General features: G+C 54.3%; 18 protein-coding genes. 7 read left to right on the top strand and 11 right to left on the bottom strand.

All coding sequences use genetic code 11. From position 1 onward, the window contains the following. The first annotated feature begins 27 nt into the window (after window positions 1–27). On the top strand, window positions 28–816 hold the full coding sequence (locus WH298_RS20030; protein WP_180823779.1) for a sulfite exporter TauE/SafE family protein: 789 nt from the start codon (window positions 28–30) through the stop codon (window positions 814–816). On the opposite strand, the gene WH298_RS20035 is transcribed toward WH298_RS20030, so the two are convergent. Next, entirely contained in the window at window positions 813–947 is a 135-nt protein-coding gene (locus WH298_RS20035) for a hypothetical protein (RefSeq protein WP_255438367.1), read from the bottom strand. The genes WH298_RS20030 and WH298_RS20035 overlap by 4 nt on opposite strands. Before the next feature lie 298 nt (window positions 948–1245). Between WH298_RS20035 and WH298_RS20040 the strand changes: the two genes are divergently transcribed. The 3 genes from WH298_RS20040 to biuH are packed head-to-tail and all read left to right on the top strand — an operon-like array spanning window position 1246 to window position 4697. Then, the gene (locus WH298_RS20040) at window positions 1246–2694 is read left to right on the top strand and encodes an amidase (protein WP_180823780.1); all 1449 of its coding nucleotides are present in this window, start codon (window positions 1246–1248) and stop codon (window positions 2692–2694) included. Then, window positions 2687–3997, top strand: a complete 1311-nt coding sequence (locus tag WH298_RS20045; protein ID WP_049851666.1) for a purine-cytosine permease family protein — start codon at window positions 2687–2689, stop codon at window positions 3995–3997. The genes WH298_RS20040 and WH298_RS20045 overlap by 8 nt, the downstream gene beginning before the upstream one ends. After that, window positions 3990–4697 (top strand): biuret amidohydrolase, encoded by a 708-nt coding sequence (gene biuH, locus WH298_RS20050; RefSeq protein ID WP_180823781.1) that lies wholly within the window; start codon window positions 3990–3992, stop codon window positions 4695–4697. Before WH298_RS20045 ends, biuH begins: the two co-directional genes overlap by 8 nt. On the opposite strand, the gene WH298_RS20055 is transcribed toward biuH, so the two are convergent. From WH298_RS20055 to betI, 5 genes are all read right to left on the bottom strand, one after another. Continuing rightward, a complete protein-coding gene (locus WH298_RS20055; protein WP_180823782.1) occupies window positions 4694–5596 on the bottom strand; it encodes an alpha/beta hydrolase in 903 nt (300 codons plus the stop codon). The two genes, biuH and WH298_RS20055, sit on opposite strands and share 4 nt — an antisense overlap. A gap of 253 nt (window positions 5597–5849) precedes the next feature. Next, the gene (locus tag WH298_RS20060) at window positions 5850–9857 is read right to left on the bottom strand and encodes a DEAD/DEAH box helicase (RefSeq protein WP_180823783.1); all 4008 of its coding nucleotides are present in this window, start codon (window positions 9855–9857) and stop codon (window positions 5850–5852) included. A gap of 151 nt (window positions 9858–10008) precedes the next feature. Next, entirely contained in the window at window positions 10009–11688 is a 1680-nt protein-coding gene (gene betA / locus WH298_RS20065) for a choline dehydrogenase (RefSeq protein WP_049851663.1), read from the bottom strand. 29 nt (window positions 11689–11717) lie between these two features. Then, complete coding sequence (gene betB / locus WH298_RS20070; protein WP_180823784.1) at window positions 11718–13190, bottom strand: betaine-aldehyde dehydrogenase; 1473 nt, start codon at window positions 13188–13190, stop codon at window positions 11718–11720. A 13-nt stretch (window positions 13191–13203) separates the two neighbouring features. Beyond that, a complete protein-coding gene (gene betI / locus WH298_RS20075; RefSeq protein ID WP_007890113.1) occupies window positions 13204–13797 on the bottom strand; it encodes a transcriptional regulator BetI in 594 nt (197 codons plus the stop codon). A gap of 256 nt (window positions 13798–14053) precedes the next feature. Between betI and WH298_RS20080 the strand changes: the two genes are divergently transcribed. Beyond that, window positions 14054–16084 carry a choline transporter gene (locus tag WH298_RS20080; protein WP_007890112.1) on the top strand — a complete coding sequence of 677 codons (2031 nt, stop codon included), beginning with the start codon at window positions 14054–14056 and terminating at the stop codon, window positions 16082–16084. Between the two features lie 117 nt (window positions 16085–16201). Then, on the top strand, window positions 16202–17176 hold the full coding sequence (uvsE, locus tag WH298_RS20085) for a UV DNA damage repair endonuclease UvsE (protein WP_180823785.1): 975 nt from the start codon (window positions 16202–16204) through the stop codon (window positions 17174–17176). Here the strand turns inward: uvsE and yfiB are convergent. From yfiB to yfiR, 3 genes are read right to left on the bottom strand one after another with little or no spacing between them, the layout of a single operon-like run. Beyond that, a complete protein-coding gene (gene yfiB, locus WH298_RS20090) occupies window positions 17163–17636 on the bottom strand; it encodes an outer membrane lipoprotein YfiB (RefSeq protein WP_049851659.1) in 474 nt (157 codons plus the stop codon). The genes uvsE and yfiB overlap by 14 nt on opposite strands. Further along, a complete protein-coding gene (gene dgcN, locus WH298_RS20095) occupies window positions 17633–18847 on the bottom strand; it encodes a diguanylate cyclase DgcN/YfiN (RefSeq protein ID WP_007890109.1) in 1215 nt (404 codons plus the stop codon). Before dgcN ends, yfiB begins: the two co-directional genes overlap by 4 nt. Before the next feature lies 1 nt (window position 18848). Then, on the bottom strand, window positions 18849–19628 hold the full coding sequence (gene yfiR, locus WH298_RS20100) for a regulatory sequestration protein YfiR (RefSeq protein WP_180823786.1): 780 nt from the start codon (window positions 19626–19628) through the stop codon (window positions 18849–18851). Window positions 19629–19871: 243 nt separating this feature from the next. Here yfiR and WH298_RS20105 point away from each other — a divergent pair, with 243 nt between their 5' ends. After that, on the top strand, window positions 19872–21971 hold the full coding sequence (locus WH298_RS20105) for an FUSC family protein (RefSeq protein WP_180823787.1): 2100 nt from the start codon (window positions 19872–19874) through the stop codon (window positions 21969–21971). Window positions 21972–22051: 80 nt separating this feature from the next. Here WH298_RS20105 and WH298_RS20110 read toward each other — a convergent pair whose 3' ends face one another. Both WH298_RS20110 and ascF read right to left on the bottom strand, forming a co-directional pair. Further along, on the bottom strand, window positions 22052–23488 hold the full coding sequence (locus tag WH298_RS20110) for a 6-phospho-beta-glucosidase (RefSeq protein WP_180823788.1): 1437 nt from the start codon (window positions 23486–23488) through the stop codon (window positions 22052–22054). A gap of 4 nt (window positions 23489–23492) precedes the next feature. Further along, complete coding sequence (gene ascF / locus WH298_RS20115) at window positions 23493–24944, bottom strand: PTS cellobiose/arbutin/salicin transporter subunit IIBC (RefSeq protein ID WP_180823789.1); 1452 nt, start codon at window positions 24942–24944, stop codon at window positions 23493–23495. Window positions 24945–25119: the final 175 nt, after the last annotated feature.

Genomic DNA, 25119 nt, shown 5'->3' on the forward strand with positions numbered 1-25119 from the left:
ACTTATTTGCTGATGCTGAGAACGGTAATGAATGAGCTATTAATTATTGTGCTGACGGGGTTTGCTACCGGCATTACCACGGTGCTGTTTGGTTTTGGTGGCGGCTTTGTCGTTGTGCCATTTGTCTACCAGCTGCTGGCGCAACAACCGCTGCTGGCGGCAGACGCGATGCACATCGCGGTGGCCACCTCGACCGCAGTGATGATCTTCAACGCCGGTTGGGCCAGCTACCACAACTGGCGCGGCGGCAAGTTGAATAAAGCCACCTTGCTCCCACTGCTGTGGTTCATCGCGCTGGGTGCGGTGATCGGATCGTCGCTGGCTGGCGAAATGGATGATAACTGGATACGCAGGTTGTTTATCATCTACATGCTGGTAACCATCGCCGATTGTCTGCTGCGCAAAGGGTTCTTCAGCCGGAGCACGCCGCGATCGCTCTCTCGTCTGACCGCCAGTGCTGGCGGCACGGCGATGGGTATCATCGCCGCGATGTTGGGCGTTGGCGGCAGCGTGATGACCGTACCGCTACTGCGCCGCCACGGCTACGCAATGCGCGATTGCGTCAGCGCGGCCAATCCGCTGTCACTGCCGGTGGCCATTTGTGGTGCTATCACTTACGCCATCAGCGGTTGGCAAAAGATAGCCGCTAGCGGCTATCTGGGATTTATCAGCCTGAAAATCCTGGTGCTGCTGGTGATAGCCGGCTTTAGCGGCATCATGTTTGCTCGCCGATGCATTCCGGCCGTTCCCGATGTGTGGCATGCCCGGGTGTACGTGGCGCTTTTATGCCTGGTGCTGTTCGCCATTGCGGTTTAAATGCGGGGCATAAAACCATGATTGGTCACCTGGCGACCAATCTGATCGGTCACTACACGGCTGGCGTAACTGGATAGCGCGGTAAAAGTAAGTAAGCCGGCGAGAATAAGTCGGCTGTAAGTGAGTTTCATAAATGCTCCTTGCTTCGATATGCAAGGGATTATATAGCGAGTGCGCGGTTTTTCTCATCAATGATGCAGGATTAATTTTTTATCGCAATTTTGACAAAGTCTGCACTTCAACATGGCGCAGCGTTGCGCCATTGTTGTGCTTTGCGCATCCCGGCCTGCATTGTAAAGAAACATAAGTATTCGATCTTGTATCCAAGAGCGTATCCCATCTGGCTTTGGCTCAAACGCGTCATTTTTTGGAAAGTATTGGCACGTAATCTGCAATATCCCCGTTAGTTGATAAATCGGGAGTATTCGCATGTTCGATGCACTGTTGGATGAAGATGCCACGACGCTGGCGGCGTTAATCCGTAGCGGGGAGGTGGCGGCGCAGGAGTTGACGCAGGCCGCGTTGGATCGCATGGCACTGCGCGAGCCGCAGATTCAGGCATTTTGCACCGCCACGCCGGAGCTGGCGCTGCAGCAGGCGGCGGCTATTGATGCCAAACGCACACGCGGCGAAACCCTGGGTGCATTGGCGGGGGTGCCGCTGGCGGTGAAAGATCTGATTTGCACCGCAGGGGTAAAAACCACGTCCGGATCGCATGCTTATGCCGAGTTCGTCCCGGAAGAAGATGACATTACCGTTGAGCGCCTGTTAGCTGCCGATGCCGTGCTGTTGGGCAAAACTACCGCGCCGGAGTTTGGCTATAGCGGCGTGGGACACAATCCGTTATTCCCTTCACCGCGCAACCCGTGGGATCTGAGCAAAACGCCGGGCGGTTCCAGCGCCGGTTCCGGTGCTGCCCTGGCGGCGCGCCTGTGTCCGATTGCGCTAGGCAGCGACGGCGGCGGTTCGGTGCGTATTCCTGCTGCCCACTGCGGCGTGTTTGGCTTGAAAGCATCGATGGGGCGCGTGCCGCTCTGGCCGGGCTGTCGTGACGAGCGCTATCCCGGCGTATCCAGCTGGGAATCCTTAGAGCACATCGGTCCGATGTCGCGCAGCGTGCGTGACAGCGCGCTGATGATGTCGGTGATGGCGGGGCCAGACATGCGCGATCGCCACTCGATTCCCTGCAGTGATGTGGATTGGCTGGCGTCTCTGGACAAGCCGCTCAATGGACTGCGCATCGCCTTTAGCGCTGACTTTGGCTATATCGCCGTGGATGCAGAAGTGCGTGACGTTGTCACCAGGGCGGCGCAACGCTTTGCGCAGGAGCTGGGTGCCGAGTTGGATGAAGTCGATCCCGGCATCGCCGATGAAGGTGCGACGTTCGCCGCGCTGGTGGCTTTTGAAAGCGATTTGACCGGCATGCGCAAGATGCACGCTGAACTTGGCTCGCGCATGTCGCCACACCTCAGCGCCATGCTGCAACGCGACTGGCGTGCCGAAAACTTTACTGATGCCAATACCATGCGCAAGAAGCTGTGCAATCAGATGTGGTGCTTTATGCAGCACTACGATCTGCTGCTGTCACCGACGCTGGCGGTACCGCCGTTCCCGCTCAATATGCAGGGGCCGGAGATTATTGATGGCCGCATGGTGCGCAGCGATCACTGGCTCTCCTTCTGTTTCCCGTTCAACTTTACCGGCCAACCGGCGGCGTCCGTGCCTGCGGGCTTCACCGCCAGCGGCCTGCCGATTGGCATGCAAATCGTGGGTCGTCATCTGGACGATGGCCTGGTGCTGGCGGCCAGTGCCGCATTCGAGCGCATTCAACCCTGGAATCACCTTCATCCTGTTTCAATCGGAGTTGCCCATGACTAACAAAAATTCACCTGCTCTGGAGCAGGAGTTCGAACACGAGCCGGTACCGCTCAGCCATCGCCACTCCACCGGCTCGGTATCTGCAGTGTGGTTCGGTTTTCCCATGATCCTCACCAACGCGCTGTTCGGCGGCATCATTACCTGGCATCTCGGTTTTTGGCCCGCGTTGATAGCGATTCTGCTGGGCAACCTGGTGCTGTTTGCCTATGTCGGCGCGCTGAGCTGGTTTGCTGGCAATACCGGCATGAACTTCGCGCTACAGGCGAAGCGTACCTTCGGCACTAAAGGTTACATCTTGGTCTCTGGCTTCCTGTCGACGGTGGTGATTGGCTGGTACGCCTTCCAGACCGGCTTGACGGGCACGGTGATCAATCAAACTTTTGGCTGGAATGCGCTGGCGGTGACGGCGTTCGCCATGGTGCTGTATACCGCGATTACGTTTCTCGGGGTGCGCGCGCTGTCGGTGCTCGGCCTTATCGCCGCGCCGCTGTTTGTGGTGCTGGGTTTAGTGGCTTTATGGCTGATTGGCCAGCATCATGATTTCAGCACCATTACGCAGTTTAAAGGGGGCAGCGGCGCGGTGGGCGTGATGAGCATGGGCACTGCGGTGACGATGGTGGTCGCCGGTTTCGCTGATTCGGGTACCATGACTGCTGACTTTACCCGCTGGTCAAAAGACGGCAAATCGGCAGTGATCGCGGCGTTTTCGGCTTTCCCGATGGCGAACGTCATCTCCTACCTGTTTGGCGTAGTGATTGTCGCGGTCGGCGCGGCAGTTGATCCGGCGAGCAACGGTGGCAACTTCCTGCCGATGTTAATGGGTCACGGCATGCTGCTCTCAGTCATCGCCTTCCTATTCGTATTCATCAACCTCGGTTCGGTATGCACGCACTGCCTGTATAACGGCGCGGTGGGCTTCAGCCATCTGTTCAGCAGCAAGATGCGTCTGTGGACGGTCATTCTTGGCGTCATCGGCGGGGCACTGGCGCTGGCTGGCGTATGGTCCTACTTCCTTGAATGGCTAAGTTTGCTTGGCATTGTGGTACCGCCGTTTGGCGCGGTGATGATCGTCGATTTGATCTTTATGGCCAAAATCAGCGAGCAGCGTAAGGCGCGCCGTCTGCGTGGTAGCGCCTTCGCCGGCTGGGCGATAGGAAGTTTGTGTGCGGTAATTGCGCACATTGCCTTCCCGCAGTTCGGTGAAGCGGTGATTGGTTTGGTCACTGCCGCGGCCAGTTACACGCTGATTGTCAAATTCAAACGTGAAAGCGTAGTGAAGGTGATGGAGGAAAAAAATGCCTGATTATGCGATTGATTCGACTCCTTACTTGTGGCCGTATGACGGTCGTTGCAGCCCGCAGGATACCGCGCTGGTGGTTATTGATATGCAAACCGACTTCTGCGGCAAGGGCGGTTATGTCGACAGCATGGGTTACGACATCGCGTTGACGCGCGCGCCAATCAAGCCGCTACAGCAGGTGCTGGCGAAGATGCGCGAGTTGGGATTTCCGATCATTCATACCCGCGAAGGGCATCGGCCAGATCTCAGCGATCTTCCGTCCAACAAGCGCTGGCGCTCGAAACGCATGCAGGCGGAAATTGGGGCGCCGGGTCCGTGCGGGCGCATTCTGGTACGCGGCGAACCTGGCTGGGAAATTATTCCGGAACTGGCGCCGCTACCGGGTGAAATCATCATTGATAAACCGGGGAAAGGCTCGTTTTACGCCACCGATCTGGAGCTCATCCTGCACAGTCGCGGTATTCGCAATCTGATCATCGGCGGTATCACCACCGATGTGTGCGTACATACCACGCTGCGCGAAGCCAACGATCGCGGTTTCGAGTGCCTGGTGTTGTCCGATTGCTGTGCCGCGACCGAATTAAAGCATCACGAAGCGGCACTCAGCATGATTCATATGCAGGGCGGGATTTTTGGCGCGGTTGCCAGTTCACAGACCTTGCTGGCCGGGTTAGCCAGCAAACAAGCGGCTGAGGTAAGTTAACGCCTCAAGCACTTTTCATAGTGCTCCGGCCACGCCACGGTGGGTGTGCCGGGCCTGCCCATACCAAAGCCATGTCCGCCACTGCTGTAGCGATGCATCTCAACCGGTACATGCTGCTGCTGACAGGCATCGGCCATGATCAGCGTGTTGTGGGGATCGGAGATCGGGTCATCCTCAGCCTGCACCAGAAAGAAGGGCGGAGATTGCGGATTCACGAACTCCTGCACTGACCAACGTGCATCTTCACTGGTGGGGGCTTTTTTGCCGACCAGAATCTTGTGGGTTGAAGTATGCGTATAGGGCGGCTCCAGCGTGATAATCGGATAGATGAGCGCTGCGCGATCGGCTGTAGCCGGTTGGTTATCCAACGCATCGGTTGCCCTATAAGAACGAAAATCCGCGCGGGTCACGGCCATGCCGAGCAGATGTCCCCCAGCCGAAAATCCCAGCACGCTGACATGCTTTTCACGCTGCCGCACCATGCGCAACGCACGCTGTGCATCCTGCAATGAAACTATCGCGCCATCTTTCCAGCCTTCATGCGGCAAGCGATAACTCAGCACATAGGCGGTGTAGCCGCGTGCCGTCAGCCAGGCGGCGGCGGGCCAGGCTTCTTTACCCATCTCAATACGCGTATAGCCGCCACCTGCGGCAACTAAGACCGCGCGACCATTGGGTTTAGCAGGGGTTAATAGCGTAAGCGTGGGCTGCACAATATTGCGTTGGGCGCCTTTGTCTGAGATCACCACATTGCCAGAAGGGCCGCCACCACCTGGCGGTAAATCGGACCACAGCGATAAAATTTTAGTGGTTACTTGCGTGGTAGCAGCAAACGTCATCCCGCTGCGCATGGCCAGCGCCGAAAGCGAAAGGCAGGATAAAAAATGGCGGCGATTCATGGTGGATCCTCATGAAATGGGAGGCCCATTGAAGCAGAAAAGCCAGCAGGTGGGCGCGGCTTTGTATTACTAAATGCGACGAGGCAAATTAACGATTGTAGTTACAACATACTTTAATGTGATTTTTTGATCCGGGCTTTAGCGACATTGCTGTGGTCTTTCAATCAGCGAAATTGACGTTGGATTCTGTTGCGGCCGCTCTATAAAGAATTAAATGGGCATATAAGGTGGTATATGCCCATGAGCATCTTATTTAATCTCCACGCAACACCGACAACAATGTCTCGGTATTCATTTTCCCCACGCTATCACTGCCTTCCAGTAAGTCGGCTGCCAGCTGACGTTTACGGTTATGCAGGCCAACAATCTGTTCCTCAATCGTGCCTTCCATTACCAGCCGATAGACAGTCACAGGTCGATCCTGACCGATACGATGGGCGCGATCGCTGGCCTGATCTTCTACCGCAGGATTCCACCACGGATCGAGATGAATAACGTAATCTGCCGCGGTTAAATTAAGTCCGGTACCACCGGCTTTCAAACTGATGAGGAACAGATCGCCCGTACCCGCCTGAAAATCATTTACACGCTTTTTCCGCTCAGCCGGAGGCGTTGAACCATCCAGATATTGATAAGCGATATTCTGTTCATCGAGTGCTGCGCGCAGCAGGGCAAGATGGTCAACAAACTGACTAAACACCAAAGCTTTGTGGTGGTTTTCGCGTAATTCATTAACGATTTCAAGGCAGGCTTTGAGCTTGCTACTCTCCAGCGAAACGTCGTGCAGAACCAGTGAAGGGTTGCAGCAGAATCTACGCAGGCGCGTGATCTCCGCCAGCACCTGAATGGTACTGAGTTCTTTGCTCTCTTGCAGGTTCTCGATGGCCTGCTGGCGCAGCGCCTCGTACCAATGTTTTTCACTCTCGCTCAGGGGAATTTGATGAAGAACATCTGTGCGCGGCGGAAGCTCGTCAAGCACCTGAGCTTTGGTTCTGCGCAGGACAAACGGCTTGATCAGTTGCTTCAACGTCGAAGCGGCGAGCTTGCTGCCATGCTCGATCGGCACTGTGAATTTTTGGCTAAAGGATTTTTGATCGCCCAGCAAACGCGGATTAATGAAACGGAACAAACTCCACAGCTCACCAAGATGGTTTTCAATCGGCGTGCCGCTGAGCGCTAAGCGAAAATCGGCCTTCAATGCCATCACTGCTTTTGCGCGTTGGGTCTGCGCATTTTTGATCGCCTGAGCTTCGTCCAATACCACGCTGTGCCATTGCGTAGCGGCAAAGCGTTCAGCTTCCTGCAGCAGCATGCCGTAACTGACAACCACGACATCAAATTCGCCGATATCAGAGATATCACGGCGATAGCGAAAATCGCGCATCTGCAACGTTGGCGCAAATTTAGCGCTTTCGCTCAGCCAGTTGTAGGTCACGGATGTGGGGGCGATAACCAGTTGTGGGCCATGCGGAGCACGTTCCAGCAGCAGCGCTAACGTCTGCAAGGTTTTCCCCAGTCCCATATCATCCGCCAGGCAGGCGCCCACACCCCAATGCGCCAGACGTGAAAGCCAATAGAATCCTTCCAGCTGATAATCGCGTAATTCGGCTTTGAGCGTGCTCGGTAGGCCAGGCAGATGTTCCTCTCTGGCCTTCAATTCATGCAACTGCTGCTGCCAATCGCTATCGCCACGCAAATCGCCGACTTCTTCAGCGAGCGTTTTGATAAACGGCAGGGTTAATGTATTAACCGTCAGCGCTTTATTGTCTTTTACCGCCATCAGCATTAACTGTTGCAAACGTTGGCGCAGCTGATGATCCAGTGCCAGCCACTCTTGATCGCCAAGGCGAATAAAGCGTCCCTCGCTCTCCTCAACCAGTTTCAACAGTTCACGCAGTTTTAGCACTTTACCGTCATCCAGCTTCAACTCGCCGGATAATGCGAACCATTCTCCCTGCCGCTTCACGTTAAGCGTTAACGCACGCATATCACGGCGGCCGGTAAAGCGCATCCGCTCACCTTCGGGCCAGACACATTCGAGTAAGTTGCTATCGACACTTCGCAATTGGCTCAGCATTTCCAGTGCATCCTGCGTCTGGTTAAATTGCCATTCCTGATTGTCCTGCTCCGTTTCCGTCAATAGGGGGCAGGCTTGCAAAATTTGCTGCATGCTGGCCTCTTCGCGTATCAAATCGCGTCGGGTCTGCACCGCTTGCTTGTCTTGCTTACCATGCACAATCTCATTGCCACGACCTACCGGCAGCCAGCTGCCGTTGACGAGAGGGCGAACCAGCAGTTGCAAGCGTAAACCTTCGCCCAGCGGCAATAGCTGCGCATAAATTTTTTCATCTGCCTCGACGTGTGGAATGTGGGCAGTGAACTCAGGCAGATCGGCCTGAATAGGCAGCAGTGGCGCAACGGCGGTAATCGAACGCAAAACTTTGTCGCGCGCGGTTGCGGGAATTCGCAGTTCTTCGCCGAGTACCGCGGCAATTTTTCTGTGTGCTTCGTTCACCACATAGGCGACTAATCGGGTCGGCGTTTCATTAACGATCACGACCTGATCGCGGCTGTCGAAAGTCGGGTTGAGCTTAAGGCAAAGTTGGCCGTGCTTTTCGCTGATCGAGAGCTGGATTTGTCCTGACTCAACATCAATGCGGACATCCGGCGCATCTTGCCAGAAAACAGCGGGATGTCCGGCCAGCAGCGGCAGCGCTTTGTTGGCGTCAACTTCATATCTATCCGAACCGTAATAGTTGTAGTGCGAAGTGATATGTTTGGCGACCTGGCGATCCTGCGCCACCAGCCACGGCAGCTTATCGGATTCGTGGCGCAGGCGTTTTAACGCGATGGAGCGTCCCTTGCTCCAGCCTTGCTGATTCCGTTTCTGTTCCACGGGAATCATCTCAATCCCATAGCCGTTATGCGACAAGAGCCAGGCGAGGCGTGACGTGCTTTCGCTACTCTTTGGCGACAGTTGCGCCAGTGCTTCCAGCGCGTATTCCCATGTCTCTTTGCGCTGCCAAAGTTGGCTAATCGCCTGACGCTGGCGGGGTTTTTCAGGCGCAGGTTCAGCGAACTGATGCTGTAAAAGGGTACGCATTTCGAATGCGGGAAGCGTATAACCCCGTTCTTCCAGTTGTTTCGCAAATTCCAGCAGGCGCGAACGCTGTTGCTCGGGATGCTGCATATCGCCAAGCCAGTACAGAATCAGGGCCTGAAACATGCCGGCTAAGCCGATGAGCGGCTTATCGATGTACTCAAAACTGCGCTGTTTAGGCGTGATACCAAATCGCTTAGTGATTAATCCTTCAAATAACCACCAGGCAATATTGTCATTTTTGCTCTGTTCTGTGAGTTCAAGTAATTCGGCCGGCTGTTGCGGTTCAGTACGGGAAAACAGGGTGATGGCAGCTAATATCGCCAATTCCGGCGGCAGCTGCAGTTTGCGTTTGCCGGTAAGCTTCCGCAGCTGTTTTACCAGTAGCTGCCAGGCTTGCATCGCTGACTGAGGTTCTCCCTGATACAAAGCCAACCAGCACTGAGCTGCATAAGATAATTCGGTTTTCAGGAAGTCACGATCGTCGCGCCACAGTGCCTCAAGCGCTAAGGCGTCGATCAACATCCCAGGAACGTTTGGTAACGCTGCGGCGAAGTTGCGTGTGAACTGCCAGAGTTGCGGGCTGACCTTGAATTGCTCGCTGGCATCACTGAGCGCGATGGAAAGCAGCAGGATTTGCACATCGTGATGCAGCAGGGAAAAAGCCTCTCTTCCCGCCTCATCCGCAATCAGTTTAATGGCAGGGTGATCGTCCAGTTGGAAATTTCCGTAATAGCGCCAACGGATAGTCTGCTCGGTGAGCTGATCCATCATTCCCGCCAGTGCAGACATCCACATAAGTGTCTTATGAATATCGACGACTTTGGTGCGATAGGTACTGCAATGATCAAGAACGGCGTGTAAGACTTCGGGATGGCGTAACAGCTGCAAAACAACCTTATTTTCGTGGTTTTTTGTGAGTTGCCAGCGTTGTTCCACCAGGGCAATCCAACCCGCTTGTTGAAACTCCTCCAGTAAGGCATCTAACTCGGGATGGTTGATACGACAGGGTTTGCTGTCAAAAGCGTTTAACGCCGCCATGATCGCCGTTTTCGATAAGGGCGCCATCACCGCCAGCAGATTAAGCAGCATGCTCTGATGAAAAGAAAAAGAGGCGAACGTATCGGCTAAATCATGATGAGCGCTATTCACTGAAGTCATATCACTTTCCGTCAATCACTGTGCAAAGTTACTTTTGCAGACATGGTAACGGCTAAGACATAGCATAGCCAGACGGCGTAATAACTGATTGATTTTGGTAGGTATGAAGAGAAGAGCAGGGTAACAGAGCGTTACCCTGCGAACGGCGTGGTTATCCGCGCATAGGTTCAGCGCGCACCGGTTTATCGCCGGCGACAAAGTAATCCGCTTCGCTGCGCGGCAGCGGTTGGCGACCACGAATGTTATCCGCGATTTTTTCACCAATCATGATGGTGGTTGCGTTGAGATTGCCGGTAATGATCAACGGCATAATCGAGGCATCCACCACGCGCAGGGCTTCCAGTCCGTGCACGCGACCTTCACCATCTACCACTGCCATTTCGTCGGTACCCATTTTACAGGTGCCGCACGGGTGATAAGCGGTCTCGCCGTGGTTGCGCACAAATTCATCCAACTGCTCATCGGTCTGGCAATCCAGGCCTGGGCTGATCTCTTTGCCACGATACTTATCCAGCGCCGGCTGATTAATGATTTGGCGCGTGATACGAATCGCATCGCGGAACTCATGCCAATCCTGCTCGTGCGACATGTAGTTGAACAGAATCGCCGGATCGCGACGTGGGTCGCGTGATTTCAGGCGCACATGGCCGCGGCTTGGTGAGCGCATTGAGCCAACGTGGCATTGGAAACCGTGTGCTTCTACAGCATTCGAGCCGTTGTAGTTAATCGCGACTGGCAGGAAGTGATACTGAATATTCGGCCAGCTGAACTCTTCGCGGCTGCGGATAAAGCCGCCGCCTTCGAAGTGGTTGCTGGCGCCGACGCCGGTGCCGTTAAACAGCCACTCGGCACCGATTTTCGGCTGGTTCCACCATTTGAGTGCCGGATAGAGCGAAACCGGCTCTTTGCACTCATATTGCAGGTACATTTCGAGGTGATCCTGCAAGTTTTCGCCCACGCCCGGTAAATCGTGCACCAGCGGGATATCGAACTGCTTCATTAACTCAGCCGAACCGACACCGGAACGCTGCAGAATCTGTGGCGATGCAATCGCACCCGCGCACAGCAGCACTTCACGACGCGCCTGCACTTTATGTGAGGTATTGCTGGAACCCAGCAGATACTGCACGCCAATCGCACGTTTACCGTCAAACAGAATGCGGTCTGTGGTGGCATGGGTGATGATTTTCAGGTTCGGACGCGTTTTCGCGGTATCGAGGTAACCGCGCGCGGTGCTGGAACGGCGACCTTTCGGCGTCACAAAGCGGTCCATTGGACCAAAACCTTCCTGTTGATAGCCATTAAGATCGTCCGTGCGCGGATAACCGGCCTGAACGCCCGCTTCAATCATCGCAGCAAACAGCGGATTGTTGCCGGGTTTGCAGGTAGTGATGCTTACCGGGCCTTCGCCGCCATGATAATCGTTGGCACCGATATCGCGCGTTTCAGATTTGCGATAGTAGGGCAGGCAGTTGAGATAGCTCCAGCTCTCGAGGCCAGGTTCTTTCGCCCAGTTATCCAAATCCATCGCGTTACCGCGGATGTAGCACATGCCGTTGATAAGCGATGAGCCGCCCAAACCTTTGCCGCGTCCGCACTCCATGCGGCGGTTGTTCATATACGGCTCAGGTTCCGTTTCGTATGCCCAGTTATAGCGTTTGCCCTGTAATGGGAAAGCCAGCGCCGCAGGCATTTGCGTGCGGAAATCGAAGCGGTAATCTGGGCCGCCCGCTTCTAAAAGCAGCACATTGACGCTGCTATCTTCGGTCAGTCTTGTCGCCAAAACGTTCCCTGCGGATCCGGCTCCGATAATGATGTAATCAAATTCCATTAGTCGTTCCTCAGGTTAAAAAGCCAAAATTAAAATACGGATTGAAAACGGGTCATTTCGAGCTGCACTGATTTCACCTGGGTGTAATTTTGCAGCGTCATCAGGCCATTTTCGCGGCCAACGCCAGAGTGCTTATAGCCTCCGACTGGCATCTCAGCGGCCGATTCACCCCAGGTATTGATCCAGCAGATACCGGCTTCAATCTGGTGAATCACGCGGTGCGCGCGGTTAAGATCCTGCGTCACGACACCAGCAGCCAGGCCGAATTCAGTGGCGTTCGCGCGGCGAACCACCTCTTCTTCGCTTTCGTAGCTCAGAATTGACATCACCGGCCCGAAGATCTCTTCACGCACGATGGTCATCTCATCGCGGCAGTCGGTGAACACGGTCGGTTCGACCCACGCACCCTTGTCGAATGCTGCGCCGCTCAGGCGTTTACCGCCGCACAGCAGACGCGCACCTTCGCTGATACCCGATTCGATAAAGCGCATCACGTTGTCGCGATGCGCGAAACTCACCAGCGGACCGAAGTTGGTGTCAGGATGATTCAGGTCACCCGCTTTGATGCGCGCCACGCGCTCGGCGATTTTTGCTTCAAATGCCGACTGCAGTTTGGCTGGGATGAAGACGCGGGTACCGTTAGTGCATACCTGGCCGGAGCTGTAGAAGTTGGCCATCATGGCAATATCTGCGGCGAGGTCGAGATCGGCATCATCAAAGATGATCAGCGGTGATTTACCGCCCAGTTCCATGGTGACATCTTTCAGCGTTGAGCCCGCGGCATTCGCCATCACTTTCTTACCGCTGGCCACGCCACCGGTGAAGGAGACCTTATCGATGCCCGGATGGTCGGTCAGCAGCTGGCCGGTCACCGCGCCGCGGCCGTTCACCACGTTAAACACGCCGTTCGGCACGCCCGCTTCGGTATAGATTTCTGCCAGTTTCAGCGCGGTCAGCGGCGTAACTTCGCTTGGTTTGAAGATCATCGCGTTACCGGCAGCTAGCGCGGGTGCCGATTTCCACAAGGCGATCTGAATCGGGTAGTTCCACGCGCCGATACCGGCCACCACGCCCAGCGGCTCACGACGGGTATAGACGAAAGAGGTATCGCGCAGCGGGATTTGCTGGCCTTCCAGCGAAGGAATCAAGCCGGCGTAATACTCCAGCACATCGGCACCGGTGACGATATCGACATATTGGGTTTCGCTCAGCGGTTTACCGGTGTCGAGGGTTTCCAGCGCGGCCAGTTCATCATTGCGCTCACGCAGAATATCAACCGCACGACGCAGAATGCGTGAACGTTCCATTGCGGTCATCGCCGCCCAGATTTTCTGGCCTTTTTTCGCCGCGGCGACAGCGCGATCAACATCCGCGCGCTCGGCTTCGTGAACCTCGGCCAGCACTTCGCCGTTTGCCGGGTTGATGGTCTGGAATGTGTTGCCAGCTGCAGCCGGAACGCGTGCGCCATCGATATAAAGGTGTTGCTCGGTGAATCGGGACATGATTTCTCCTTCCTCAGTGATTCTGGTCAGCCAACTGCTGACGAATGAATTGGGTGGTAAGCCTTCTGGCGATGGCTAAATCGAACGGTTTGCCACTTAACGCGGCGCGCAGCCACAGGCCATCAATCAGCGAGGCGAGGCCATGTGCCGCCAGACGCGCCTGCTCACGGGGAATTGCGCGACGAAACTCGGCAGCCAGCGTGGAAAATAGTCGACGACTGCTGACACGTTCCAGGCGTCCGAGCTGTGGTTGATGCATGCTGCTGGCCCAAAAATCTAGCCAGGCTTTCATCGCGGCGCTGTGCACCTGCGAATCATCAAAGTTGCCTTCCACAATCGCCACCAGACGCGCTTCGGTGCTGGCATCGGCCAGCGGCTTCAACCTTGCCGCGACCGCATCGCGCAGCTGACGCGTTACGTCGCGCATCGTCGCTTCCAGCAGACCGTTCTTGTCTTTGAAGTAGTGGCTGATGATGCCCGTCGATACGCCAGCACGGCGCGCAATCTGCGCAATGGTGGCGTCGTTGATCCCGACTTCGTTAATGGTGCTCAGGGTCGCATCAATCAGTTGCCGACGACGAATCGGCTGCATTCCCACCTTTGGCATAAAACTCCAGCTCCACCGCAATGTAAGGACACTATTAAAACTTTTTTTGATTGCACGTTCAATATAAAAAAGAAATTTGTTAGGATGCTGTGCTTCGTTTGTTACAAAAACGGAGCGGTGAGTTGAAAGGAACTCAGCAGGTGTGCATTAACGCGCACCCTACGAAAACCGCACTTTCCCGCGTAAGATCGCCATCAATGGCGACTAAAACGGGCTTTATTGGCATGAATTACAGGAAATTAACCAGAGGTAATCGATGATTAATCCACCTGCCAGTGAAAAAGACAGAATCAATCCTGTGGTGTTCTTCACCTCCGCCGGACTGATTCTGACATTTTCACTTGTCACGATTTTTTACAGCGAATTAGCTGCCAGCTGGATCCAGACCACCGTGAATTGGGTCACCTCCACGTTTGGCTGGTACTACATGCTCGCTGCCACGGTATACATCGTGTTCGTGGTCTATATGGCGTGCTCACGCTATGGGGCGATCAAGCTCGGACCGGAGCAATCCAAACCTGAATTCAGCCTGCTGAGCTGGTCAGCAATGCTGTTTGCCGCCGGCATCGGTATTGACCTGATGTTCTTCTCGGTTGCCGAACCGGTAACGCAGTACATGCAGCCGCCGGAAGGGGCCGGGCAGACCATGGAAGCCGCGCGTCAGGCGATGGTGTGGACGCTGTTCCACTATGGCGTTACTGGCTGGTCGATGTATGCGTTGATGGGTATTGCGCTCGGCTACTTTAGCTATCGTTACAACCTGCCGCTCACCATCCGCTCGGCGCTCTACCCCATTTTCGGCAAACGCATTAATGGCCCGATTGGCCATACCGTGGATATCGCCGCGGTTATCGGTACCATTTTTGGTATCGCGACCACGTTAGGGATTGGTGTGGTGCAGCTGAACTACGGCCTCAACGTGCTGTTTGATATCCCCGAAGGATTCACTGCCCAGGCGGCATTGATTGTGCTGTCGGTGATTATCGCCACCATTTCAGTGACCTCCGGTGTCGATAAAGGCATTCGTATTCTGTCGGAACTCAACGTCGCACTGGCGCTGGGCTTGATCCTGTTCGTGCTGTTTATGGGCAAAACGGATTTCCTGCTCAACGCGCTGGTGCTGAACGTCGGCGACTACGTCAATCGCTTTATGGGCATGACGCTCAACACCTTTGCTTTTGATCAACCGAAAGAGTGGATGAACAGCTGGACTCTGTTCTTCTGGGCCTGGTGGGTGGCATGGTCACCGTTTGTCGGTCTGTTCCTCGCGCGTATTTCGCGCGGCCGTACCATTCGTGAGTTCGTATTGGGCACGCTGATTATTCCGTTCACCTTTACGCTGCTGTGGCTGTCGGTGTTTGGTAACGCGGCGCTGTATGAAATTATTCACGGCGATGCGGGCTTTGCGCAGGAAGTGATGGCGCATGCTGAGCGTGGTTTTTACAGCCTGCTGGCGCAGTATCCGGCGTTTAAACTCAGTGCTTCGGTTGCCACCATCACCGGTATGTTGTTCTACGTGACCTCGGCGGATTCGGGCTCGCTGGTGCTGGGTAACTTCACTTCGAAGCTGAAAGACATCAATAGCGATGCGCCAAACTGGCTGCGTATCTTCTGGTCGATAGCGATTGGTGTGCTGACCATGGGCATGCTGATGACCAACGGCATTTCTGCCTTGCAGAACGCCACGGTAATCATGGGCTTACCGTTCAGCTTCGTGATCTTCTTTGTGATGGCCGGCTTGTATAAATCGCTCAAGGTCGAAGATCATCGTCGCGCCAGCGCCAGCCGCGATACTGCGCCTTACATTCCGGCGAGTAACGATCGTCTGAGCTGGAAGAAGCGCCTGTCGCGCCTGATGAACTATCCGGGTACGCGCTATACGCAGAAAATGATGGAAGAGGTGCTGTTCCCGGCGATGCAGGATGTGGCGAAAGAGCTGGAACTGCGCGGCGGACGTGTTTCGCTGGAGCGCGTTGAACCCGATGAAGCGCAGCCGCTGGGCCACCTTGATCTGCGCGTGCTGCTGGGTGAAGAGCAGGACTTCGTCTATCAGATCTGGCCTCAGCAGTATTCGGTCCCGGGCTTTACCTACCGCGCTCGCAGCGGTAAATCGACCTACTACCGTCTCGAAACGTTCCTGCTGGAAGGCAGCCAGGGCAATGATTTGATGGATTACAACAAAGAGCAGGTGATCATCGATATTCTCGATCAGTACGAACGTCACCTGAACTTTATCCATCTGCATCGCGAAGCGCCGGGCAGCAGCATGACCTTCCCGGACGTGTAACCTGTGGTGGTCGCCATAAATGGTGACCTACGCTTTGCGCCAGGTGCAGCTGCATCCTGCACCTGGCACATTCCCCAATCACAGCTAAGCTTTCAAGCTGATTAAATGGGGGATAAAATGAAATTAGGCTTTGCTTGTAAGTATCTGGATCAACAGGCTAAACAGCCGTATCCCTTTAAAAGTACCACCCGCACGCGCTTTCTCAGTCTGGATGATGATGCACGCATCACGCTGCTGAACCTGCTGGCGCAAAACAATCTACAAAACCTCTACCTGACACTTGAGCAGCTGGCGAAAGAACCTGAGGCTCTCCGCATGATGCGTATTGGCAGCGATCTGTTGCCGCTCTATACCGTGCCTGAAGCAACCCAGCTATATGGCGAACTGTTAGCCGAACTCACGCCGTTATTGCGCCGCTGCGGTGATTTGGCGCGCAGTCATCATATCCGTCTCTCGTTTCATCCCGGCCAATATACGGTGCTAGCGTCCGATAATGAGGGCGTGGTTGATCGGGCAATAGAGGATGTGGAGTATCACGCCACTTGCGCGGTGTTAATGGGCTTTGGCCGGCAGTTCCAGGATTTCAAAATCAATATCCATATGAACGGTAAAAAGGGCATTGATGGATTTCGCGCGGCGTTTCTCCGCCTGAGTCCGGAAGCGCGCAATATGCTGACGGTGGAGAATGATGAAATATCATGCTCGCTGGATGATGTGTTACAGGCGCGCGATCTCTGCCCGGTGGTGCTGGATATTCACCATCATTGGGTGAAAGAGAACCACTATATTCAGGCGGATGATGAACGCATCGCACTGATCAACGAGTCATGGCGCGGTGTGCGACCGGTGCTGCATTATTCAATTGCTCAGGAAGGCATCATCCCCGATCACGGTTTTCCCGATCAGCAGGATTTAGCCATATCGAAGTCGAAACTTCGCGCCCACTCTGATTACTACTTTAATCAGACGTTAAATGATTGGGCGCTGTCGTTTAATGCGTTCGATATAATGTGCGAAGTAAAAATGAAAAATTTGGCGCGCGACCGTTTATATCACTCTGCGCTCGAGCGCCAATTGATTACGGCGCGGTAATCACAATCGCTACACGGCGGTTTTGGGCGCGGCCTTGCGCACTATTATTCGTGGTGACCGGCGCGCTCATGCCTAAGCCGCGCGTGACGATAGTGTCACGCGAAATCGATGCGCCTTGCGCCCACTGCGCCGCCACGGCGTTGGCTCTTTTTAGCGACAGCTGTTGGTTGTAATCCGCTTTACCGTAATTATCCGTGTGGCCATCAATGCGCACATGGGTAATGCCGGTTGTCGCCAGATTTTTTGCCATCGTCTGAATGGTATTTTTACTGGCGGGCGTCAGTTCCGATTCGTTGACGCCAAACAGTATTTTGTCCGATAAGCCCAATCCCCAGCCCTCGTTATTTTCACTGAAACCGGCATCACGCATTGCCGCAATCTGCGCATCAGTAAAACGTCCTTTTGACTGGCAGCCGACCAGCGCCAACATCGCCATCAACAGCAAAATTCTTATCTTCATATCCGTACCTTACTCATTCCCTTGTTTTTGTACATGTTCATATCGGCGCGCTCCAGAATCGACTCTACCGTGTCGCCGTGCTGCGACCAGGCGTAGCCAATGGTCACCGATGTGGTGATCGGCGTGCCTTCCGCAATCACAATCTTATGCTTGATGCTTTCGTGAATCTCTTGCATCAGCAGTTGCAAATGCGCCTCGCTGGCCCGGCTGCTTACCAGCATGGCAAACTCGTCTCCACCTAAGCGGGCGACCAAATCCTGCTGATAAGCCAAAGAGGAGAGGCGTGATCCAATGGCTTTCAGCACTTCATCGCCGGCGGCGTGGCCCCAGTTATCGTTGATGCTTTTGAAGCGATCGCCATCAAGAAACAGCAAGGCAAAACGCTCTTTGGCAAATTGTTGATCGAGTAATCGAGTGAGCTGAGCGACAAACGCCGTGCGGTTCGCCAGACCGGTTAACGGATCTTCCAGCGCTTTGGCGGCCAGCGAGCGATTATCTCGCATTAGCGAGGTCTGCAGCGTCTGCATTTCGCTCAGCAGCGAGTTGAGGTCATCAGAAAATAGCTGGAATTCGCGGGTCGGGCTCTCCGGAATACGTAAGGAAAAATCGCCAGATTGAATCACGTAATGAATCGAGCTGGTGATGTTACGCAGCGTGGCGAGAATGCCGCGATGCAGGAATTCACTCAGCAGGAAGGAGATAATTAAAACGCACAACATACCGCTGGTCAAAATCATCAGCGAGTAGCGAATAAATTCGGCAGCGCCAGTCACGGTGCCTTCCAGCGTCAGCATGCCGACGGTGGCTTCAGAGTGGTTGATATTAACGGTGAGCGGTTTGAGATAAATCCACTCGCGCAATAAACGCGAGAACCAGCCGGTTTGTTCTTGTTGATCATGCCAGTCGACCAGCACGGTATTATCGTCCGTTACCAGTTTCGCTGAGTCGAACATTCCTTCATTGCCCAATCGCGCGATTTTATTATGCGCATCGTAGCTGTCTTCAAATACCGTGGCGGCAGTCAAAGTAGTGCTGAGCGTGGCGGCAATCAACTCGAGATTTCTTTTCTCGTAGCTTTTAATAAACAGCAGGGAAGTAGACGAGAGCAACAGCCAGCACAGCAGTAAAATAACCGCAGAGTTAATGGTGCTAATTTTGCGCAGCGTATTGCGGATCGATGATTTTTCATGACTTAATTTTTCGAATTTCATCTTATTTGCTTCCATTGCGCGACAGCAACAGCACATCCGGACTCACCTTGACGCCGCTGCGGGCAAGCGAATCAAGATTGACGGAGAACAGCGTGTGATCGGTATTGAAGATCAGGCAGAACGCGGCGCCAACAGTACAGTCTGCGTTGTTCTCCGCGAGCGTCAGCACGGCTTTACCCTGGAATTGTTTCGCCAGTTCTAACTGTTGCTGCGGCGACTGGTCGCCGAAATAGACCGCGTCGCAGTGTTGTAACGCCAGTTCGCTTTCATTGGTCAAATAGACCACGCTGAAGGGTGTTGCCGCAGGCGCAGCTTTGGGCAGCAAGGAGAGATGCTGGGCCGAAGAGAATACGCAGAGTTGCGGGGCACGGGTTAATTGCGGCCAATGGGTAAAGCTAATAATGCCGCTGACAATACGGTTGGCTTTATCGTCTTTTATTTCAGCAAAAGCCGCATGAGAAATAAACAACAGCACAAAAACGGCATTAATTAAAATCTTGCAGGCGTGAAGCAGGGAGAGGAGCAAGTCAGCTTGCCGATGATGAAGTTGTTTACATAACATACTGCGTTCCCGAAAGTTCTTCGCAAGGATCAGCGCCTGATTAAGCGCGTAAATATTAACATCGCTGCGCTTAAAAATGTACTGATGCTTCCGTTTGCCATTACTGGCGAACGTTCTTCCTGCGCTGTCGCTTTTACCAGGGAGATTTATGCGCGAAATTATTTTATGGATAACCAGAACAACAGGGCGGGTTGCATCAAAGTGTGATCCAGTACACATTTATTTGCCTGATAACTGATCCCTGTTTCCCACAGGTGAATCGGCGGGTAGTGGGCATTTTAGCCGCTAATACGGGGCTCATCAGGCTAACTCCATTAGCCACGCTTACGTTTCATCCGTGCTAACAATGCGTTTGATGAACATGTTTTTCGATTACGAAACAATTTGACGTATTTATCGGGGTGAGGGTTTTTTACATTCTGGCAGGATACGCAACATTCAGTACATCCTGGTCTTTGTGTCATGCAGTGGTTTTCAAAAAACGCCGTTTTTTTTGCTGTAAAAACCTGTCTGGCCGCCTTTCTGGCACTCTACCTCGCCCTGGAACTCAACCTGGATAAACCCGCCTGGGCCGTCACCACCGTGCTGCTGGCTTCTCAGCTCTATTCAGCCTCGACCATCTCTAAATCGGTGTTTCGCCTGCTGGGCACCTTATTGGGCGGCGTATTCATCTTCTTTATTTTTCCACCGACGGTACAGCATCCGTTGCTGTTCTGTTTCTGCGTCTCGTTATGGGTCAGCGTCTGCTTATATTTGTCGCTGCATGACCGTACGCCAAAAAGTTACGTGTTTATGCTCGCCGGTTACAGCGCGGCGATCATGGGTTTCCCGGAAGTCGCTACGCCGCTGTCCATCACCAGTACGGTGATATCACGCATCGAAGAGATCACGCTCGGCATTGTCTGCAGCAGCCTGGTGCATGCGCTGTTGTTCCCGGTATCGATGCGTAGCCTACTGGAGCAGAGCGTCAGTCACTGGTATCTCAATGCGCGCAAGCTCTGCAGCGACCTGCTGTCCGGTATTCCGGGCGATAATTCGCCCGAGCGCGATGACATTCTGATTCGTATGGCGACCCATCCACAGCAGGTGGAAGTGCTGATTACGCACTGCGTGTATGAGGGCGATGCCGCGCGGCGGTTGATTCGTTTGGTGAGCGTGCAATACCAGCATCTCTCCTATTTAATTCCGACGCTGACGGCGATCGAGATGCGCCTACAGCGCCTATCCACCCTGCAAATCACCTTTCCCGAAAACGTCGCGCACACTTTCCAACTGTTTCTGCACTGGCTTAACGACGGCGAAGCGGTAGGAGAAACCAGCGCGATCCAGCAGACGTTGAGTGGCTGCCAGGCTGAACTCAACGCCGCATGGCAGCAGGGCGCGTTGCCCACGGAAAATTGGCTGCTGTTCACTGGATTAATAGAGCGGCTGGCGGATTTCGTGCGTATTGCCGGGGCGTATCAAAGTGTCGGGGGATTGGTGAGCGATCTTTCTGGCGACACCACGCTGGCGCGCGGCAAACGCACCCACCGCTTTTTCGACAAAGGGCTGATTAGACTTTCGGCGTTAACCGCGTTTTGCGCCACCTTTGGATCCTGTCTGTTGTGGATGGCATCGGGTTGGCGTGATGGCGCATCAGCGCCGGTGATGGCGGCGATTCTCTGCTCGCTTCTGGCGAGCCAGGATACGCCCCTGACATCGATGAAGCTGTTTGTACGTGGCGTTATCGTCGCAATTATTATCAGCGTGATTTATGTGGCGCTGTTGCTGCCACAGGCCACCTCGTTTGAAGCGTTGATGATCTGCCTCGCGCCGGGCCTGATGATGCTTGCATTGATGATCGCCCGTCCCTCCACCAATATGATTGGCCTAAGCGTAGCGATTCAAATTCCCGGCTTTATTGGGCTGGGTCACCATTTGAAACCCGATCTGGTTTTACTGATCAACAATGCCATCGCCACGATGGCGGGCGTGCTGATCGCCGCGATCATCACCGCCATTATGCGCAATAAACGGCCGTCCTGGACCGCGCGCCGTGCGGTGCGACAAGGCCTGCGCGAGCTGCTGCGCTTTATTAAAGAGACCGAGCGTAATGGTTCATCGCTGTTGGGACGACAACGTTTTATTAGCCTGATGCTGGATAAGGTTAACGTGGTGTTGCCGCGTTTACGGCTTGATCCGCATCCGGATATGCGTTCAGCCGGGATGTTGCTCAAAGAAGTGTGGCTGGGCGTCAACAGCTTTGATTATTACGCACGGCATAAAGCGCTGCTGCAGCACTATCAGCTGGATAGCGGACAGATGTTTCATGAGCTGGCGCTGTTTCTGAAGCGACGTCTGAAATCGCTACAAACGCCGCCGCATGCGGATTTACAGGATGAACTGGATTTGCTGCTGCTAATGCTGGAGCAGCTAGCGAAGCGCGATGAACGAGTACTGACGCCGCTGTTTCATCTGTTCAGTATTCGGCTGTATCTGTTCCCGCAGCAAGCCTGGCCAATTGCCACGCCGCGCCAGGCGGAAATCCTGCAGCGACAGCGTTTTGTCGTTGGAGGGGCTTGATCGGGATCTGTAGGGTGCTATGAATAGCCTCCATGTGCGCATCCATGCGCACCCGACAAAATCCTCGTTTATACCCGTAATTAAATCGATTCCAGATTACGTCCGTTGCTGGCGATCACCTGCTTGTACCACCAGAACGATTTTTTGCGAATGCGTTGCAGGCTGCCGTTGCCTTTGTCGTCGCGATCGACATAGACAAAGCCGTAGCGCTTACTCATCTCTCCGGTCGATGCCGCCACTAAATCGATACAACCCCAGGTGGTATAACCAATCAGCGGAATGCCGTCGGCAATCGCTTCACCCATCGCCTGAATATGCTGTCGCAAATAGCTGATGCGGTAATCATCATTAATTTCGCCGTCGGCGTTGATTTCATCGTGGGCGCCTAAACCGTTTTCCACCAGGAATAGTGGCTTTTGGTAGCGGTCATACATCATGTTCATGGTGATGCGCAGGCCGAGCGGATCGATACCCCAGCCCCAATCGCTGCGCTTCACGTGCGGATTGGTCAGTGATTTCACCACGTTGGCGGCGCTGCTATTTTGCTCATTCATTTCTGCCGATGCACAGCGTGAGGCGTAGTAGCTGAAGGAGACGAAATCGACCGTATGCCGCAGCGTGGCGGTATCTTCCGGCTCCATGGCGATCTCAACGCCTTTTTCGCGAAACACCCGAGCCGCATAAGATGGGTAAGCACCGCGCGCCTGCACATCGATAAAGAACAGATTTTCGCGATCTTTCTCCAGTGCCGCCCAGACGTCTTCCGGCTTGCATGACCACGGATAAAAATTACCGCCCGCCAGCATGCAGCCAATTTGATTGTCGGGGTTAATCTCATGGGCGATCTTCGTTACCAGCGCGCTGGCGACCAGCTCGTGATGCGCTGCCTGATATTTCACCTGCTCCGGATTCTCGCCCGGTTCGAACACCAAACCGGCGCCAGAGAACGGGCTGTGCAGCAGGATATTGATCTCGTTAAAGGTCAGCCAGTATTTCACCAGGCCATTGAACTCTTCGAAGCAGGTACGCGCGTAGCGGCTAAAGAACTCAATCATTTTACGATTGCGCCACGAGCCGTATTCCGTCACCAGATGCATCGGCACGTCAAAGTGACTTAGCGTGACCAGCGGCGTGATGCCGTATTTCTGACACTCTGCAAATAGGCTGCGGTAAAAGGCGATGCCTTGCGGGTTCGGGGCTAATTCATCGCCCTGCGGATAAATGCGGCTCCAGGCAATGGAAGTGCGAAATACGGTAAAGCCCATTTCCGCCATCAGCGCGATATCATCTTTATAACGACGGTAAAAATCGATGGCGTCATGACTGGGATAATATTCATCGCTGCGTAACGCAAAACGCTTCTCCAGTCCCAGTTTTACCGGCATGCGGTGCTCACCGTGCGGAATCATATCCACTGTGGTTAAGCCTTTACCGTCTGCCAGATAGCTCCCCTCTGACTGATTGGCAGCTAACGCGCTGCCCCACAAAAATCCTGCTGGAAATGTCACTTCAGACATAAAATTACACCTTGGATAAATTAACGTTGGCTGGCTTGGTCTCATCGACGGCCGCTTTTGGCTGTGCGGCATCCGTGACCGGAATATCTTCGAAGCCAAGAATCAACGTGAGAATGAAAGAGAGCACCACCGACAACACCATGACGCCGCCGACCCAGACAATGCTCATCGGATTGCTGGGATCAAAAAATTGCACGCTGGTAAACAAACCGGGCGAAGCCATTGAGTGGCTGGCCAATCCACCGATACCGGCCACCGCGCCGCAGATAAAGCCGCTGATCAGGCTGGCGATGAGCGGGCGTTTCAACCTTACCGCCACGCCATACAGCGCGGGCTCGGAAATACCGGCGACAATCGCCGAAGCCGCGGCGGCAAATGCCGTCTGGCGCAGCTCAGGGTTTTTGGTTTTAAACGCCACGGCCAGGGAAGACCCGCCGAGCGACAGGTTGGCACCGATTTCCGAAGGCATCACCATGCCTTCTTTGCCGGTTTCGGCGATGGTCTGAATAATGGTGGGGGTAAACACGCGATGCATGCCGGTCATTACCAGCAGCGGCCACAGCGCACCCATGATCGCCACCGATAACCAGCCAAGATAACCGTGAATGGTATACACCAGCGCGGAAATACCGCTACCAATCCAGATGCCGAGCGGGCCAATCAGCACAATGGCGATTGGCGCGGCCACCAGCACGATCAGCATGGGCTTAAGGAAGTTTTTGGTCACCGCAGGTGTGATGCGATCAATCCAGTATTCGATGTGTGACAAAATCCAGGTCATGACCAACGCCGGGATAACCGTGTAGGTGTACTTCACCGCGGTTACCGGGATAGCGGCAAACTCCACCGCCTGGCCTTGCGCCGCTTTGGCCATCAAATCAACAAAGTTTGGATGCACCAGCACGCCGGCGATGGCAATGGCCAGCGACATATTGGTTTTGAATTTCAACGCTGCCGAAGCTGCCACCATAATGGGCAAGAAGAAGAAGGCACCGTCGCCAATCACGTTGAGGATAATGAGCGTCGATGAACCTTTCTCCAGCACGCCGCTCATTTCCAGCATCATCGCCAGCAGCTTCACCATCGATCCGCCGATAATGGCTGGAATCAGTGGCGACATGGTGCCAACCAACGCGTCAAGAATGCCAGCACCGATGCTGCGCAGGGTGATTTTGCGTTTCACCGGCGCGGCGCCATCGCTGTTTGGCGTGCCGAGCTTCAGCACTTCCTGATAGGCGAGGTTAACGTTGTTGCCAATAATCACCTGACACTGTGTGTCGGTGTGCACCACGCCCATGACGCCGGGAATCGCTTTCAGGCTGGCGTTATCGATCTGGCTGCTGTCTTTCACCACGAAACGCAGGCGCGTCATGCAGTGCGTCACCGCTTCAATATTGTTTAAGCCGCCGAGCGCAGCCACGATGGCGCGTGAGACTTCCGCATAATTTTTAGCCATGGATTTTGGGTCTCTGATTTTTTTAAGTAGAGGTACAGCGGTTTTCTGCGCGATTGTTCGCCATGAGAAACCGGTTTCACAAAATCATGAAGATGCCAGATGCATCAGGCAAGAAATTTAAAAACTGTTGGATGAAAGTGTGAAGTTGATCGTTTAACAACGGCAGGGCATGAAT

Source organism: Pantoea nemavictus (assembly GCF_037479095.1).
Taxonomy (GTDB): domain Bacteria; phylum Pseudomonadota; class Gammaproteobacteria; order Enterobacterales; family Enterobacteriaceae; genus Pantoea; species Pantoea nemavictus.

Coding starts and splice junctions, on each gene's coding strand:
- yfiB (WP_049851659.1), bottom strand. CDS start 17,636: ATGAAGATAAGAATTTTGCTGTTGATGGCGATGTTGGCGCTGGTCGGC.
- WH298_RS20030 (WP_180823779.1), top strand. CDS start 28: ATGAATGAGCTATTAATTATTGTGCTGACGGGGTTTGCTACCGGCATT.
- WH298_RS20105 (WP_180823787.1), top strand. CDS start 19,872: ATGCAGTGGTTTTCAAAAAACGCCGTTTTTTTTGCTGTAAAAACCTGT.
- WH298_RS20110 (WP_180823788.1), bottom strand. CDS start 23,488: ATGTCTGAAGTGACATTTCCAGCAGGATTTTTGTGGGGCAGCGCGTTA.
- WH298_RS20045 (WP_049851666.1), top strand. CDS start 2,687: ATGACTAACAAAAATTCACCTGCTCTGGAGCAGGAGTTCGAACACGAG.
- uvsE (WP_180823785.1), top strand. CDS start 16,202: ATGAAATTAGGCTTTGCTTGTAAGTATCTGGATCAACAGGCTAAACAG.
- betB (WP_180823784.1), bottom strand. CDS start 13,190: ATGTCCCGATTCACCGAGCAACACCTTTATATCGATGGCGCACGCGTT.
- WH298_RS20040 (WP_180823780.1), top strand. CDS start 1,246: ATGTTCGATGCACTGTTGGATGAAGATGCCACGACGCTGGCGGCGTTA.
- yfiR (WP_180823786.1), bottom strand. CDS start 19,628: ATGTGTACTGGATCACACTTTGATGCAACCCGCCCTGTTGTTCTGGTT.
- WH298_RS20080 (WP_007890112.1), top strand. CDS start 14,054: ATGATTAATCCACCTGCCAGTGAAAAAGACAGAATCAATCCTGTGGTG.
- WH298_RS20055 (WP_180823782.1), bottom strand. CDS start 5,596: ATGAATCGCCGCCATTTTTTATCCTGCCTTTCGCTTTCGGCGCTGGCC.
- biuH (WP_180823781.1), top strand. CDS start 3,990: ATGCCTGATTATGCGATTGATTCGACTCCTTACTTGTGGCCGTATGAC.
- betI (WP_007890113.1), bottom strand. CDS start 13,797: ATGCCAAAGGTGGGAATGCAGCCGATTCGTCGTCGGCAACTGATTGAT.
- WH298_RS20035 (WP_255438367.1), bottom strand. CDS start 947: ATGAAACTCACTTACAGCCGACTTATTCTCGCCGGCTTACTTACTTTT.
- betA (WP_049851663.1), bottom strand. CDS start 11,688: ATGGAATTTGATTACATCATTATCGGAGCCGGATCCGCAGGGAACGTT.
- dgcN (WP_007890109.1), bottom strand. CDS start 18,847: ATGAAATTCGAAAAATTAAGTCATGAAAAATCATCGATCCGCAATACG.
- ascF (WP_180823789.1), bottom strand. CDS start 24,944: ATGGCTAAAAATTATGCGGAAGTCTCACGCGCCATCGTGGCTGCGCTC.
- WH298_RS20060 (WP_180823783.1), bottom strand. CDS start 9,857: ATGACTTCAGTGAATAGCGCTCATCATGATTTAGCCGATACGTTCGCC.